The 17,485-nt window shown below is 39.5% G+C and carries 10 protein-coding genes; all 10 read right to left on the bottom strand.

The annotated features are described in order from the left end of the window. Nucleotides 1–132: 132 nt before the first annotated feature. The 10 genes from DXA54_RS10890 to DXA54_RS10845 all read right to left on the bottom strand — a co-directional run bounded on the left by DXA54_RS10890 (nt 133) and on the right by DXA54_RS10845 (nt 17,469). Complete coding sequence (locus DXA54_RS10890) at nt 133–537, bottom strand: lipocalin family protein (protein ID WP_004298034.1); 405 nt, start codon at nt 535–537, stop codon at nt 133–135. Between the two features lie 13 nt (nt 538–550). Beyond that, nucleotides 551–3,268: a prolyl oligopeptidase family serine peptidase gene (locus DXA54_RS10885; RefSeq protein WP_004298032.1), complete on the bottom strand. Its 2,718-nt coding sequence runs from the start codon at nt 3,266–3,268 to the stop codon at nt 551–553. Continuing rightward, entirely contained in the window at nt 3,252–5,609 is a 2,358-nt protein-coding gene (locus DXA54_RS10880; RefSeq protein WP_008998256.1) for a S9 family peptidase, read from the bottom strand. Before DXA54_RS10880 ends, DXA54_RS10885 begins: the two co-directional genes overlap by 17 nt. A gap of 18 nt (nt 5,610–5,627) precedes the next feature. Further along, the gene (locus DXA54_RS10875; RefSeq protein ID WP_117512370.1) at nt 5,628–7,952 is read right to left on the bottom strand and encodes a S9 family peptidase; all 2,325 of its coding nucleotides are present in this window, start codon (nt 7,950–7,952) and stop codon (nt 5,628–5,630) included. An 82-nt stretch (nt 7,953–8,034) separates the two neighbouring features. Continuing rightward, entirely contained in the window at nt 8,035–9,708 is a 1,674-nt protein-coding gene (locus DXA54_RS10870) for a PKD-like family lipoprotein (protein ID WP_022199979.1), read from the bottom strand. A gap of 18 nt (nt 9,709–9,726) precedes the next feature. Continuing rightward, the gene (locus tag DXA54_RS10865) at nt 9,727–10,473 is read right to left on the bottom strand and encodes a DUF4843 domain-containing protein (protein ID WP_004298027.1); all 747 of its coding nucleotides are present in this window, start codon (nt 10,471–10,473) and stop codon (nt 9,727–9,729) included. A gap of 21 nt (nt 10,474–10,494) precedes the next feature. Continuing rightward, a complete protein-coding gene (locus DXA54_RS10860) occupies nt 10,495–12,018 on the bottom strand; it encodes a RagB/SusD family nutrient uptake outer membrane protein (protein ID WP_120079488.1) in 1,524 nt (507 codons plus the stop codon). 14 nt (nt 12,019–12,032) lie between these two features. Beyond that, nucleotides 12,033–15,389 (bottom strand): SusC/RagA family TonB-linked outer membrane protein, encoded by a 3,357-nt coding sequence (locus DXA54_RS10855; RefSeq protein ID WP_004298023.1) that lies wholly within the window; start codon nt 15,387–15,389, stop codon nt 12,033–12,035. 51 nt (nt 15,390–15,440) lie between these two features. Beyond that, entirely contained in the window at nt 15,441–16,655 is a 1,215-nt protein-coding gene (locus DXA54_RS10850) for a FecR family protein (protein ID WP_004298022.1), read from the bottom strand. Nucleotides 16,656–16,899: 244 nt separating this feature from the next. Further along, nucleotides 16,900–17,469, bottom strand: coding sequence for an RNA polymerase sigma-70 factor (locus tag DXA54_RS10845; RefSeq protein ID WP_004298021.1), 570 nt, complete (start codon nt 17,467–17,469; stop codon nt 16,900–16,902). Nucleotides 17,470–17,485 lie beyond the last annotated feature (16 nt).

The following is a 17,485-nucleotide window of genomic DNA, read 5'->3' as shown; positions in this document are numbered from 1 at the left end:
CTGCTTTTCAATTCGCCTTTCATAAAAAAGAAACCCCGGCGTAATCACTACGCCGAGGCACTCCATTAGCTTATGCTAATTAACACTAAATTATTAAGAGAGAGATTTAGTCAATTTATTAATAGTTTGGAGTTACTTCACTTCAGGAGTAACCAGTTCCTTAATTGATTTTGTATTTAGGTACAGGAAAGCCAAACGAGGAGTTCCTTCGTTCACTATCAACTGCAATGAATCCGATGTCAGGTAGCCGATACGCTCACGAGTTTTGTACACCTCAACCTTTCCATCATCTTCCTTGCTGAATCCTTCCACAATCAGATAACCATTATCCACTTTCCACGTTTTCAAATCTAAAGACGGAATATTGATAGCAGAACACTTACCACCTTTCTTGAACTCAAATCCTTTCAACTCACCCGTAGACTTGTATGTATAAGGATTGCACCATTTTCCGATAATCTGTTTTTCTACTTTCTTCTGTCCGTAGCTTAAAGCGAAACAAGACAGAGCCATAGCCGTAATCAATAATTTTTTCATCTTAAATCAATATTTATTTTTTTAGTAAATCGTATTTCTGATCAATTCCACGCTCTCGCAGATGAATACCTTCCTTCATCCAACGTGGTTCTTTTGTTCCTTTCAGGTAATAGTCAAAGAACTGCATCATCCGGATTGTCCAGTCTTTCTGTGCACCTCTTCCCAGTACGAAATGTCCTTCACCTTTGTAATTCAACAACCATGCAGGACGTTGTAAGCGACGCATAGCCAAATAAAGAGCACGTCCTTGTTCATATGCAACAGCCTCATCCTCATCATTATGTAATATCAACAAAGGTGTATGTATCTTATCAGCCTCCAAAATTGCTGAACTTGCCAGATACTTATCTTTTGCCTCCCATAAAGTCTTTCCCATACGACTTTGTGTTTCCTCGTACATAAAATATCGTGGCAGACCGCTTCCATTACGAATTCCCAAATATCCGGTCACCATATCCGTAATTGGAGCCGCTATATTGGCACAAGTGAAAAGATCTGTCTTTGTCACCAAATATGATGTTTGATAGCCAGACCAGCTATGTCCCTGTAAGCCTATTTTCCCGGGATGTGCTATCCCCTGCTCTATCAGATACTTCGTTCCACTCACAACAGCATCATAACAACTCTGACCGGGAGTCCCAACCGTGAAATGCACATCCGGCATAAACACAATATAACCATTGCTGGCAAAATACATAGGATCCCCTAACGCACTACTCAACAAAGGTGCATGATAAATATTCAACTCACCGGAATGAGTTTCATAAAACTGCACCAACGCCGGATATTCTTTTTGAGGATCATAATCTTCCGGAAGATAAAGCAACCCCTTATTTTCCTTATTCTCATAATTAGTCCACTTTATCAGTTTAACTGTACCCCATTTATAATCTGCTTGTTGAGGATTCGCATTCGTCACTTTAACGGGATTGGAGAAATCGGACTTACTCCACCACAAATCCCTAAATTCCGATACATTCTGACGATTCCAAACGCAATACTCATGATTGTCAGAAAAACGATGTATAGTATATACATAATTCCCCTCCATCAATTTTCTCAGACGGCCTTTCATATCAAGCTGATAGACACCCTCATCCATCGTGTCTTTATCCCAAAGGCTAACTATGACTTTTTCGTCTTTCTGAAAAACATCCTTATCTATATTACTCGTCATTTTACGAATAGATTTGCCATGCTTGCGACCATATCCTTTAGTCAGGCACTCCGGCTGACGTTCTCCTGTCAAATCAATCTTCCACCAGTCATATGCATCGTACAGAAACACATTATTCCCGTCAGCCGTCCACCCTGCTATTCCATAAGCGGGAGCAGGAGCCGGTTTATCATAACTTTCCATGAACATTGGATAACCGATAGCATCAGATATATTAACAACCTTACCGGTAGCACCATCAAACTTATTCCAGACTTGAGCAATCGGATCATACATTACTGCCCACTTGCCATTTACCGACCATTTGGGAGCTGTACGATAACTACGTCCGATCAACCGTTTTGCACCTGTATGCACATTCACTGAATATATATCGAACGGCAACCGATCCAACCACTCACGCTGCATCTTATAAGGAGATTCATCTGTGTAAAGCACATAGTTCAAATTCTCTGCTCCCGATGGTAAGAGTAAATCTACGGTAAATGGAGCAACTTCTGTGAGCTTCTTAGAAAAAATATCATAAATATACGTCACCGACTTATCCTGCCTATAACGTCCGCCCCTTTGTAAAGTCGGAACTTCCATTTCGTTCCACGTCCACAACTCTAATTCAAAACTCTTGTCCGGTTTCTTCTCCGATTCTTCCCTTCTACGGGAAATCTGCTGTGAGTCCCGAAGTTCAAGTATCAAAAAATTATGGCTTTTAGACAAGTCAATACGTCCGACAGACATACCATCAGGCAAAACAATTTCTTTCCGGTCAAAAAGCAAGTTACAACCCGGCTTCTTTAATGAAAAAGCATACCACAAAGAATCATTTACGCTAAACTCCCCGATCATCTCTTTTTCATTAAAACTATAAGAAGAGGGTTCACTCTTTACAGAACTCTGATAAAGAGTCTTATATGGACCAGCTAAAGGGCCATAGCATAGCTCGTTCCTGTCTGACTTTTTACGAATGAAAAGAATAGAACGTCCTCCGTCATATAATGTATGATAGCCGATACTGTCAATATGAAAAGCAACTTCTGTCTTCAGATGACGTACCACCAGCCTGTTAAAAGCCGGAACATGATTTACCGTATCTTTCGACACATTAGTTACAGAGATTGAGTAAGGGGTCCCTTCCACAGGACGAAAAGCCTCTTTATGTTTCCATTCGGTCTTTACTCCCGAAGGCAATGACAACAAAAATGTTTTCATTACTCCTGCCGAGTCTGCCAACCGATAAAAAGCTCCCTGGTCGTTATTATAAAACTCCAGACGCTCTATATCGCCATTCAGCAATATTTCCTTCCGCGTACGGGAATCGAATAAATGCAGTTTTTTTTCTTCCTTGCTAGCCGGATTATATTCCATCAACGATATACGGTAAGTCACCCATCTGCCTGTCGGTGAAATATCCGGTGCATCAATACGTTTCCAAGATGTACATGCTTCTATATCCAACGGTTTCTTTTGAGCCTCAACAGACAAGCTTCCCCCCAGCAACAATCCTGCTATAATCCCTATATATACAAATATCCGGTTCATCTTATCTTCTCCTGTCATCTTTAATCATATCCTTATTCAAATCGACATCAGAATCAGCCGAGTTGTCATGCAATAACAAGCGGGCAAAGTGACGCCACATCTTATGCTCGAAGAAATCCTCAGACTCACCGAAGAATCCATGTGTACATTTCGGCAATACAAACATTTCGAAATCCTTATCAGCCTTAATCAATGCATCCACCAGACGCAATGTGTTAGCAGGATTCACAGTTTTATCCATCGCACCGGTAAACAGCAACAAGCCGTGCTTGTAATTCTTTACCAACTCTTGATTCGGACGTACACGGACACTATAATCATACATCGTACTTTCTACTCCCAAACTATCTTTAGTCGTTTTCACCTTCTCATCTACACCGAAATGAATCTCAACAAAGCCTTTATTATAAATACGATTGTCATGATTACCTGCCGATGAAACAGCAGCCGAATAGAAATCAGGATAAGTACAAATGGCAGCCGCCGACATAAACCCTCCACCGGAATGGCCGTAAATACCGACTTTGGTGGCATCAATAAACGGATAACGGGCAGCCAGTTGCTCAATAGCATATTTATCATCCGCCAACGGATAATCACGCATATTGTTGTATCCATAGGTATGATAAGCCTTTCCGCGCATCGGAGTGCCACCTCTGTGCCCCACAGTGATTACAATGAACCCCAGTTGAGCCAAACGGGTATTATAAACATCATTAATCGTGAAACGTGTCGGCACATATTCGAAGAACGGTCCCGGATAAACATTCGAAATGATAGGATAAACCTTTGTCGAGTCAAAGTCGGCAGGTTTCCACATCACGCCATACAAATCGGTCACTCCATCGGCAGCTTTTACCTTAAAGCGTTCCGGTGCTTTCCATCCCATCTCATAGACAGGCTGCAAATCGGGCTTTTCCAACGTCATAATCACCTTTCCATTCCGGTTACGAACCACATTCACCGGTTCCTGCGAAACAGTAGAATAAGAATCTACCATATATCGGTAAGACGGAGAGATACTGACATCATGTGACGCATTCTCCGGAGTTAACAGACGAACAGCATTCGGACGATCCAGTTGAGCTTCATAAAGAATGTAATAATAAGGGTCAATGCCTTTCTCACGACCATAACCATAGAAATACATCTTACGCCCGATAGTATCAATCTTGGTAACCGGACCAGCTACCCATATTCCATCGGTCAGTTGGTTCTTTAAGTTTCCCGTTGCTGTGTCATACAGGTAATAGTGTCCCCAACCATTACGTTCGGAACGGAAAAGGATTTCTTTCCCGTCATTCAGGAAAGAAACATTACGCATCTGATAATCGAGATATGGTTTGTTTTCTTCATGAATCACTACGCGCACTTTTCCGGTTTCTACGTCTACCTCGCAAATATCCGACTGGTTCCATGGACGGTTATAACGTTGGAAATACAAACGCTTCCCGTCCTTTGAAATATACAATATGTCAATATACTGATCAGGCCAGCGATTAATATCGATTTTCTTCACTTCACGGGTATCGACATCTCCAATCAACAATTCATATTGGGTGACATGTTTATCGCCTGCCAGTTCGGCTTTATAAGTTTTCAGTGTCGGATATGGAGTAGACAACGAATTGATTAACCATAAATCACGCACTTTCCTGTTATCCTCACGAACAGCATAAAAACGATGGCTACCTGGAATCCAATGAGTAGATTCGGCTCCGAAGCGTCCTTCCAGCTTACCCTCATCTTCACGGTTAAATGTATAATTCGGCTCACCGTCCGTTGTCAGTTGTACAGGAATGGTATCTTGCCCTTTCTTTTGATTCCCAACAAAATACAAATTATCCTTGCTGGCATAAAGAAAATAAAGACTATCTGGAGAATACTTCATCCAATACGGATCACTATTTCCATAAGATGGTTTCTCATTAAGCTGCTTCAGTGCTTTCGTATGAATATTGTACGTATAAAGTCCACGGTCAAAATCAATACGAATCGTTTCGTTATCCTTCATGAAAGTGAAAGACAAATATGGATCTGCCGAAGAATAGGCTTTCTTGGTATATACTGCAATTTTACTCAATAATTCAGCCGTATCAAACAGAAGACGTTTTTCCTTTTTCTTCGGATTTACATAATAATACTTCTTTCCTTCACGTGTAGTAAACGAATAATAAAAACAGTCCGTACCATTAATAAACGTTGGCTTGACTTCTGTTGAATACTTTATTATAGGATTCTGTTCTAACAGACGGAACTTTTCCGCTAACTTATAATTCGCTTTCTGCTGTGCATCGGCAAAGCTACATATCAACAATGCAACCACCAGGCACACATATCTAAAGAGAGAGTTTTTCATAAAATCTTATCTATTGTCTTATTTGTTACGGTTAATATCTCCCCAATAGTCTGCACGAGTATCACCCAGCAAATGCTTGGCAAAGAAACGGTACATCTTCTTCTCAAAATACTTATCAGCAGAACCATATCCATGGCCGGCACCCGGAATCACCAGCATATCAAAATCCTTGCCGGCTTCAATCAATGCCTGCGCCATGCGATAAGTATGAGCAGGGTTCACGTTCTTGTCCATATCACCGGTGACGAGCATTAAATGTCCTTTCAAATTCTTGGCAATCTCCGTATTCGGCTTCACATTGAACTTGTATCCATACTCTTTTGTCTCATTACCCAAACTATCTTTTACTACTTTTTCCACTTCCTTCACACCGTTATAGCATTCTCCCCACCCACGATTATAGATATTGTTATCATGATTTCCGGAACAGGAGACAGCAGCTTTATAAAAGTCCGGATAAGTACAGATGGCTGCAGCAGCCATAAATCCTCCACCGGAATGACCGTAGATACCGACTTTTTTACCATTAATAAATGAATACCTCCGAGCTAACTGCTCAATAGCATATTTGTCATCAGCTAATGGATAATCACGCATATTACCATAACCAAACCGATGGTATGCCTTTCCACGCATAGGAGTATCTCCTCTGTGAGACACAGCAATTACGATAAAACCTAACTGCGCCAAACGGGTACAACATCTGTCTTCTAAGGTAAATGAAGTAGGAACTTGACCAAAGTAAGGCCCCGGATATACCACAGAAATAATCGGATATACCTTAGTAGAATCAAAGTCTGCCGGTTTCCACATTACTCCATGTAAATCGGTTATATTATCAGCAGCCTTCACAACAAAACGTTCCGGTTTTTTCCATCCGGCTTTGTAGGCTAATTCAATATCCGGCTTTGCCAATTCAAGAATCCCTTGTCCCTTGTTATCTTTCAACATGATTTTAGGTTCCATATCCACTCTTGAATAAGTGTCAATATAGTATCTATTAGACTTCAGGAATTTAACCTGATGCTGACCGTCTTCCGTACTTAATGGAGTTACTCCTTCCCTATCAATATGCACTTTATAGAGCATGTAATAAGATGGGGCAATATCTTTTTCCCTGCCATATCCATATAGATATACTGTTCGCCCCAAAGTATCAATAGAAGCTATCTGACCTGCCACCCACTCACCGGAAGTCATCACATTCTTCAACTTTCCATTACCATCATAATGATAGTAATGCCCCCATCCCGTACGCTCCGAACGAAAAAGAATATCTTTACCATCATTCAAAATAGCGACACTACGAGCATGCGGATCACGATACGGTTTGTCAACTTCATGAATTATTTCTTTCACCTCCATTGTAGAGAGGTTGACAGAACACAAATCCACTTCGTCCCATGTACGTTTCGTACGTTCAAAAAAGAGGTATTTACTATCCTTTGTCACACACAAAGGATTTATGTATTGATCCGGCCACTTACTTATGTCTGTTTTTTTTACGGTACGCCCAATCACGTCAACTATAACCAGTTCATTTTGGGTTACATTCTTATCACCAGGGAATTCATAACGATAAGTAGTCAGGGAAGGCCTGTCATCCAACGAATTTATCACCCAAAAATCTCTAAGCAGACGTTCATCTTCGCGTACTAAATAAAGATGCCTTGAATCGGGGCACCAACAGATATCAGACATGACTTCTCCTTCTTCGTCCGTTCCTCCATCATGCGCATAAGAATAATACCGAACTCCATCAGTGGTCAACTGCACTTCCGTCGTATCCATTCCCATCTCCCCATTACCTTTCACATACAGATTGTGTTTCTTCACATACACAAGATATTTTCTGTCTGGCGAATATTTCATCCATGAGTAACGATCAAATAATGACCGACTCTTTTCTTTCTTTTTCTCTACAATCTGGTGTGTCAGGCGATTATATTCATAGTTCCTACCTTTATAAGAAAAAGAAAAAGAAGCCAGGTTTTCAGAAAATTTGATATCACTCAACTCCAGTTTATTCCTGTCCACTACCCCCCTAGTAATCTGTGCAATTCCCGATGCCAGTTTCCCTTTATCAAACAATGGTTCTTTTAACCGACGTTCAGGATCTACAAAATAGTAATCCTTCCCGACAGTCGTATGAAATTCAAACCAAAACTTATCTGTTCCATTAATTTCATTCGGCCAGAGATTTAGACTATTAGCAGTAAAATTACCCCCTAAACCGAAAGCCTGAAATTCATTTGCCAATTCATAGTTGGCCTGCTGTTGGGAAAAAGCATGCAGAATGCCTGACCAAGCAAATAAAACTATAAATAATATTCTTTTTCTCATATTCAAATAAACAAAGGAGAATCACATAAAGTATTCAAGACTCAATGCGATTCCCCGCATAATCTATATAGATCAAGTTATTTTAAAGGTCATACTGAACAATCTGGTTAGCATTTCCTATTTTATATAGTACATCCACTATTTTTCCAAAATTATTATCTCCCTCCTTCTCACTTTCCTCATTCGGGTATAATTGTTTTATTTTTACATCATTAACCAATCCTGATTCTTGCTTGTCCTTCTCTTCCACCCCATATATAAAGAAACTTCCGTCTTCCAAGGCAACCCCTAACTGACCGTTGTAAACTCCATATTTTGGATACAAATATATATCATTAGATGAAAGAGCAATCACCTTCTTGTCAAATGTATGAATCAATTTTGGAGCAGATGCCACACCTTTCACATATTGGCAATACCACAATTCATTCCCCATTGCAATAACAACATACTGCTTTTGTTCAAATACAGCCATATCTGTATACTCTTTATTTTTCAATGACGTCAAGTCATTTTCATAATAATCATATATATCCCATTTTTTATTCTTCATTCTGAAATAGCGCAATTGATAAGACATATCGTTACCCTTCATCAAGGCAACCCATGCTTGCATCATGTCGCCATTCACATTAACTGACGCAGTTTTCATTGTTACAATACTTTCATCACGCATATTCTGAAAGTTCTTAGCATCCTCTCCTTCAAATTCAACTATTTCTCCGGTATCCTTCACCGTATTATCATAAAATGTCGGATCATTGGAACTATTCTTCACCCCACCTCCATTTCGAATAATTACCAATGAGTTATCCTCTTCACGGAGAGCCAGAACCGCATCCATATTTCTGTCCTTAAACTTCTGTACAGGATATAAAGCACTGAATTTAGTATAATTCCACAGTGGAATAGACATATAGGCTCCAGCATGAAAATCATTTGCAACCGGCTTCGTATGCATATAAATATATCCATTTTCATCACGAATAAATTTTGCAGAGTAAGACATGGCAGCTTCTACAGGTTTGAAGCCTCCCACCGGCAAATCCCCATAGAACTCATCCTCTGTATATACTTCACGCTCCAAAGTATTACCGTTCAGCTCCACCCAACGATCTTGCATCACTACCAGTTCATCATATACAGTCTCTACCTGTCCGAAAGTACTAGGATAACCCAAATGCTCAAAAACACCTTTGGGGTTGGTTCCTAAATCTTTGACTAAATACTTTTCGACAGAATGATATGCGATAGAATCACGTACCACTTTCTCACCCCAGATATTCACAGTTTCTGACACACCATACAAGGTCTTAATCTTGATAAATGAAAGTGTTGACTTTCCATCTACGTCAGACAAAACCACCCATCCTCTCTGATAAGGAGAACGAACCAAAATGTCTGTTGAAGCAGAGTACTTAACCCCTGTTTTATTGTCGATGACGGAAAATGTGAGTTCAAACAATCCGATCTTATGAGAATTGAAAGTATACGAAGGTGCTTTTACATTCAACAATTCTCCGTCTAGTCTCCATTCGTAACTCACATCCGGATCTGTTTTATCAATTGTAAACTCAAACGTAGGTGTTATAACTAAGTCTTCATCTATCCCAACACTATAGTTTTTTTCAATATTACTAATAGTGCCTTTCAGTTCATTAATCGGTGTATAATCATAATTGTTTTTATCATCCAGGCAACTGCAAATGCTACTCAATAAAAGTAGTAATAAAATATAAACTGTTATCTTTTTCATACTTCTTCCGTTTTTTAATTATCCGGCAACAGGAATTTCCATTTTACCATACTCATCACTCATGGGTTCATCCGGATGTTGAGTATTATAATCTTTAATTCTATTTTTCAGACGCAGTGCATATTTACGCAATATAAACATATCTTTTCCGTCAAATACCACCCCGTCTTTTTTCAATTCTTCCAAAAACATTAAATATTTCTTTTCCGAATACCTCCCCAAATACCATTCTTCAACAATGTTGTAGGGATTATTCACATCACCGTCGTTTCTAGTCCACCACTCAGGTGCAAACAACAAATTAGATACGGAAATAATAGCACGTGAATAGACACTCGGACCTTGACGAACCTCACCACCGTCATTCACTTGCAACGTCAGCAGTTCAGCTTTCGTATCCAATTTTTCGTAATACTTCAGAACCACCAATATTTCTCCGGTTAGTTCTCCTGCTTTAATTACGCACTTCTCTGGCAATTCATATTGGGTAGCAGGCAAAGTCGTTCGTTCCGGATCTACACTGACCGTAAACTCCAAATCCTTATCCTGTACTTTTCCAGAAATGGTAACTCCTAATAATATCTTAGCATTTTCACCTTCATTGTAAAACTTAAAAGATACACCTGTTGTATCTGTTGTCATATTTTTCTCAAATGCAATATATGACACATCATTTGTATGGGTCAGTAATCCTTGCTCCTCACAAGAAGTAAAGAAGGAGACTCCCAACAATACAATGACTATATAAAAACTTATTCTTTTCATATATCTTCAATCTTTCAAAATTTAAATATTGTTTTCCGAATCAGGCAATGGCATCACCAAATTATCTTCAATCGCCGGATATTCTACGGACTGCTTTTCATCCGACCCTTCCAAGTTCCGTTTCAAACGCTTGTATAAAAAGAAAGTCTGTCCTTCGCCAATAAACTCGCGACGGGCGTCATCAACAATCAGATTAATAAAGTCTTGCTTCGTACCCGATTTGCTAAGGTCAGGAGAACTAATACCTCTCCCTTGTTTCACAGTTTTAAGATATGTCTTGGCCAATTCCTTATCTGTATCATAAATAGCCTCTGCAGCTATATAATATACTTCAGACATACGAATCATAGGCACCATTGTACTATTCACTTTACCAAAACCAGAACCTTCATCTTGTTTTTTATACTTCAATGAACGATAAAAAGAAGAAGTATTCGGTCCTAACTGATACTTAAGACGCCAGTCTTTATCGCTTTCGGTACCGAAGAATTTCGTTATCACAGCATCACTCAAAGCCAGATACTTTTCATCATCCGGTTTGGTAGCATTATCACTTGCATGATTAATCTCCAAATCCCAATCAGTCTGATCTGTAGAATATAATGCAAATATAATGTCTTCATACATCTTTATATTCCCATTCTCTATATTCATAGGTCCACTATAACTACTTGTTACTGCCTTATAATAACCTTTATCAGCATTAATATCTATTAGTAACTTCGCTGTTTCATAGGCCTTTTCCGATTGTCCTGCATATAAGTAAACACGAGCCAACTCCGCAGTTACGGCATGATAATTAAGATGGAATCCTCTGTACCACACAAAACGTTCTTCTCCGGAAGGAGACTTAGTAAAACGATTACCCGAAGTAAACTCTGATGACTTATCCACATCCTTCAAAATCTTTTGCGCTTCTACTAAATCAGCGATGATGCGTTCCAAACAGTAACCGACTGTTTGTCGATCGGATAAATAAGATGGATATTTGTCCACATAAGGAATAAAAAGCCTATCTCCCGGATTCATAGCCAAAGACGGCGCATATATACGTAACAAATCAAAATGCATATACGCCCGTAAGGCAATAGCTTCTCCTAAAATCATATTTTTCTCCTGCGTACGTTTGTAGAACAGCATTGTATCTTCCTCTGCCACCTGCTGTGCAAGGTTATTACAATTGGCTATGATATTCCACGCTGCGCTCCACATAGCATCTGTTGTAGGAGTAAGTTCAGAGTTCTTATACAAAAACTTCGATAATTTCTTCATAGCTTTACCACCACCGCTGTCGGGGGCTTTGTCCAAGTCATATACCTGTCCCCAGCCATCTATCAACCCCCAGCTCAGATTGCTACCGTACAAATCGAAAGTCGCCAACTTCCGGTATATACCGTTCAGAGCTGTACGATAACCATTTCCTGTCTCAAACAAATATTCTTCCTTTATCTCATCCGCAGGTCTCACGTCCAGCCAGTCACTACAAGAACTGAACGAGATAGCTGCTAGACATGACACAAATATTATTGTATATATCTTTTTCATTTTTTCTTCTTTTTTTAGAACTGTGCTTTTAATGAGAATTCCACTTTCCAAGATCTCGGATAGCTCAATCCGCGTTCCTGTTTAATAGAGGACCAGTTTATCAAGTCGCTCGTAGAAGCTTCCAGACGAAGCAGATTCATGCGGAGATGTTTTTTTATCCAGTCACGGTTAAAATCATAGCTGACATTCAATGAATTCAATCGAACCAATGCTTTATCCTGCACGAAACGTGATGTTGGCAAAGTAGTCATCCCCCGGTCTTTAATATCTTTAAACTGAGCTATGTCACCCGGTTTTTTCCATCTGTCCGTCAATACGCGTAAATCGACATTCTTGTTCACTAAGTCCGCATTTTCCACATTGTTGACCAATGTTTGATTGTATTCCTGTCCACCCCACTCATAAAGAAATGAAGCAAACAGAGTCCAATTCTTATACGACAGGTTCAACCCGAAAGCACCACTACATTTAGGTTCTGTATTTCCAACTACAACCTCCTGCGCAGCATTCCACTTATCAGCTATAGAGCCATCACGGTTCAAAAAGATCTCTTTACCCGTAGTAGGATCAATGCCCAATGAACGTACAGCCCAAATTGAAGTCAGAGAAGCTCCTTCCTCATACTGTGGCAGTGGTACCGAATATTCCGCACCATGAGACAGCCCTAATGTTTCTTGATAAAGTGCTTCATTTTTATAATAAGCGGCCACTCTCTCATTATATGCTTTCTGAGAGTCGGAAATCTTCAGAATCTCATTCTTATTGTGCGCCATATTTCCCCATAACGCCACATTCCAGTTTCTGTCACGATAAATATCCGCACGAAGTTTTAATTCTACGCCTTTGTTGGCAACTTGTCCCATATTATCTTTGTAAGTAGAGAAACCGGAAGTTTGGGAAAGAGTGACATCATTCACCAAGTCAATTGTCTTATTATAGTAATACTCGAAATCAACAGTCAGGCGATCATGGAACGTTTTTGTTTCGATACCAACACTCAGCTTATCCGTCTTTTCCCAAGTCAAATCTTTATTACCTAAAGCTTTCAATACAGCCCCATAACCTGTTATATACCATTCATCAAATAAAGTTTCATACATCGTCGTTGCAGCATAAGCCGGGAAATTAACTTTACCGGTACGCCCATAAGAAGCACGTAATTTTAACTTATTGATATATCCGTTACTTTTGAAGAAATCATAGTTATGAATATTAACACCCAAACCTCCAGAGAAGAAAGGAGCCCACTTCTGATTCGCCCCAAACTCTGACGAACCGTCGAAACGTACAGAAGCGTCTACCAAATAAATATCATTCCACGTATAATTGGCAGAAGCTAATACGCTAACCCTTCGTGTGGTATTCTCAGTACGAGTAGGTTTCTTATATACTTCCGCCGCATAATTCAGAGAGTGAAACTCACCCGACGGAAATCCACGATAATGAGCATTGGTACTCTCAGTGGTACCTGAAGCTGCTTCCCAACCTGCTGAAACATTCAAATTGTGCTGCTTGTTAAAGCTACGTGTATAGTATAAAAAAGCATTGGAATTCCAATCCAAACTTTCTCCATTCGTCGTATACAAATCACCGGCAAGATTATTATCTTTTGAACCTGTAACACTAGTCTTACTTGAAAGCGGATCAATAAACTTCTCTGATTTGGAATATTTCTTCGTTACACTGAACTGCCCTTTAACCGTCCAGTAATCATTCAGGTACCAGTTAAAGCTCAAATTATCAATAACCTCATCATAAGAGTTCCAATTATAATTACCCAAAGTTGCTTCATATAGCGGATTATTATTGTCACGTCCGCTAATTTTCGAATATGTGAGTTTCTCCCGGAGTGTTCCATCATCTTTATAAGGAGAGTCATAAGGCTGTAGTCCGCTAAAATCACTAAACGAACCATACGGAGATTCTTTCGATTTCGTATGCCCGAAAGATACATAGTTTCTTACTTGCAAATTCTTGATGCGATAATCCAAAGAGAAGCCTGCACTATAGCGATTACGTTCTGTACCCTTCATCACACCATCTGCTATATTAAATGAACCGTCCACACCATAACGCAAATTAGGTGTTCCTCCCTCTAAGTAAATACTGTGCTTATGATTGAAAGAATTTTGAAGTGGAATAGACATCCAATCCGTATCTACTCCTTTTTGAATTAAAGCGTATTTCTTATAATAGTTGTTCATCCCTACCGCAGTCGATGGAATGTTAGCTTGTCCTTTATCAAATAATCCTGCGAGACGCTCTATTTCCAGCTTCTCCGATGCATTTGCCAAATTATAATCCCGTAAATCGGGCATTTCCAACGTTCCTGTAAAGTTATAAGAGACACGAACCTCTCCTGCTTTCGGAGCAACAGTAGTAATTACCACCACTCCATTAGCAGCACGTGAACCATACATAGCAGTAGCAGCAGCATCTTTCAAAACCGTCAAACTCTCAATACGGGTAGGATCCAAGTCATATACCTTCTCAATGCTTACTTCAAAACCGTCCATGATAAAAGTTGGTAAATTAGGATTATTCTCCAAATTTGATTTTGAAAGCTGATCTTTATCCAGTTCTTTAACGCCAAAACCGGAACGTCCACGAATATACATTTCTGGTAAAGCATTCGGGTCAGAACCAAATTGTACGTTATCTACCAAACGGAAAGAGGGATCGAATGACTGGATCGCCCCAATTATATTTGTCTGTGACACCTTACGCAAGTCATCACCCGAAATCTGAGTCGAACTACCCGTAAAACTGGATTTACGTACATTGCTATATCCGGTCACAACCACATCTTCCAATGTTTTGACATCATCCACCAATGTAATTTCAACCGTTTTCCGACGAGTAGCATCCACTTGGACAGTTTGCTTCTTCATACCTATAAAAGAAACTTCCAACACCACCTTATCACTTTTTACGTCCAAAGTAAATTCACCTTCAATATTGGTAGAAGTACCTGTACGAGTACCTTTAACAATAATACTAGCTCCGGGAATCGGCTCTCCATGTGAGTCTGTCACCATACCACGGACACGGTTTTCACGCTTTTGTTTTCGAATGACAACAATACCGTCTTTCATCACATAGTCAAACCCTTGAGGATTCAACACTAATTTAAGAGTTGTATCCCATCTCTCGTTCTTCACATCAAGTGATACCGAAGGAACACCCTTGAACATTTGTGAATTATATAACATATTCACACCTGTCTGTTTTTTCACTGCATCCAGGACAGTCTCTATAGAGACATTGTGCAGTTTCAAAGTCACCGTCTTGTCTTGTGACGGTAATGCCCATGCACTAAACGTACAGCACATTGCCACTAGAAAACATAGCAGCCATCGTTTTTCTCTCATAAATTAATAATTAAACTTTTGTGTACCTAATATTCTAACTATTCTAATATTCTATCTTTTCCATTCCTGTTCTTCCACTTTGTCATATATCAATATATTCCTGCCACTGATTTTATAAGTAAGGTCTCCTGTCAGTTCCAGTGCATCCAGGAATGAATTTATTGTTCCGTAGCGTTTCAAGTTACCACTATAGGTAATGTCGCGCAGGTTAGGGGTTTCGTAATAAACCTGTATGTCGTACCAGCGTTCGAATGTCTTCATTATATCGCCCAAGGGACGGTCATTAAAGATGTACATACCATCTACCCAACCAACATATTCTTCCAAATCCACCTTGCGTTTCGTTGAACTATTGGCAAATACAACAGCTTGTTCACCCGGTGAGAGAGTAACCGTTTCCGCATTTAATGTAGAGAATTTCACTTTTCCATGTACTAGGGTTGTATAACAAACAGGGGTATCGGCATAAGCATTCACGTTGAATTCAGTACCAAGTACAGTTATTTCCCCGAGATGAGTTTGTACCACAAATGGATGATTCTCATCTCCTGCTACATCAAAATAAGCTTCACCCTCCAAACGCACAATTCGACGTTTACCGGCAAAACGTACCGGATAGGTCAATTTAGAACCGGCATTCAAATGTACTGTCGTTCCATCTGCAAGGATTACAGTATTTTCACCTCCACGCGGTATTACCAGTTCATTTGATTTGCCAGATTGTTCTTCAATGTTTTTCTCCTCATGTTGTGTCGTGACGGTAGGCTGATAAGACAGCACTCCTTTCTTATATTTTACTTGAACGCCATCTACTACTACGCTTACTTCTTTTCTATGCACATCAATCACGCTGCCATCGGACAAAGTCAATTGTGCCTGCTGCGTTCCCGGCTGAATCAAAGTTTTCCCTTCTTTTTCCGATGAGATATAATTCGACATATAGAAAGAAAGAGCAACGGCTAAAGTAACGACAGCCGCAGCAGCGTACCACCCCACCCGACGAGAACGACTCTTCCGGCCTTTCGATTCCATCTGCCCGATACTCTGAAGAAAAGACTGATAAGCTTTCTTTGACGAATATTTTTGATATTCTCCAAAGGCGACTTTCAAAGTCTCCCCGCTCTGTAACTGCTCGTATACATTTCGTAAGTCCGGACATTCTGCCAACCGTTTCTCAAGATCTTTTTGTTCCACTTCATCAGCCTCCCCCAAAAGAACCTTTCTCATTAAAGCAGCGTCTTGATATACATTTTCGAACTTCTTCATCTTATTGCGTTTTTTTAATTAAACAATTGTTTAATTCATCTTTATTATAGATATACACAACTCATAAAAACGGGTGACAAAAAGATGACATTTTTTTGAGATAAAAGAATAATGAATCAGAATTTAGAGGTAGAAATATATCATAATGTCATTATATAGAAGAAAAAGATTTGATTTTAACAAATAGAATAAATTTTAATCAATCAATAAAAAGACAAAGAAGTATCAGAATGTTTTTTTATTTTTAGAAAAATAAAAAAAGAATTATGGAATGAATGGAATCCCCCAACCTTTCACGGAGGAATTTATAGCTGCGAGTCTTTTGGGTTTTGACAGTATTGATACTTATCTCCAGACGTTCCGCTATCTCTTCCCATGTATGTCCCTCAATTCTCATTAAAATAATCCGACGTTGTTCGGCAGGAAGTTCTTCGATATAGCAATAGAGTTGCCGGATAATTTCTTCTTTTACTGTCAGTGCATAAATCGTATCTTCGTCCACCATACTTTCTTCTTCCGCCAAAGAACTTAAAATAGTATCATGAATTTGATTATTACGTATATATAATAAGGCATTATTATAGCAGGCACGATAAAGATAATTGGTAAGTTCTTTAATATCAGAAAAGGTACGCTTCCCCTCCCATACAGAAATAAAAACTTCCTGTACCAAATCTTCCACCGCATCGGGGACTGGCAATATCTTGGAAACATAAACACATAAAGCAGTATAAAAACGATCGTAGAAATCGCCCCACATCTTTTTATCCTTCCGGTTTACTCCCGCTACTATGATGTCAATTTTATCGTTCATACTGTCACTTTTCCTG

Origin of the sequence: Bacteroides sp. OF03-11BH (assembly GCF_003604005.1) — a bacterium.
Lineage (GTDB): Bacteria > Bacteroidota > Bacteroidia > Bacteroidales > Bacteroidaceae > Bacteroides > Bacteroides ovatus.
This window is presented reverse-complemented; position numbering and strand designations above follow the sequence as displayed.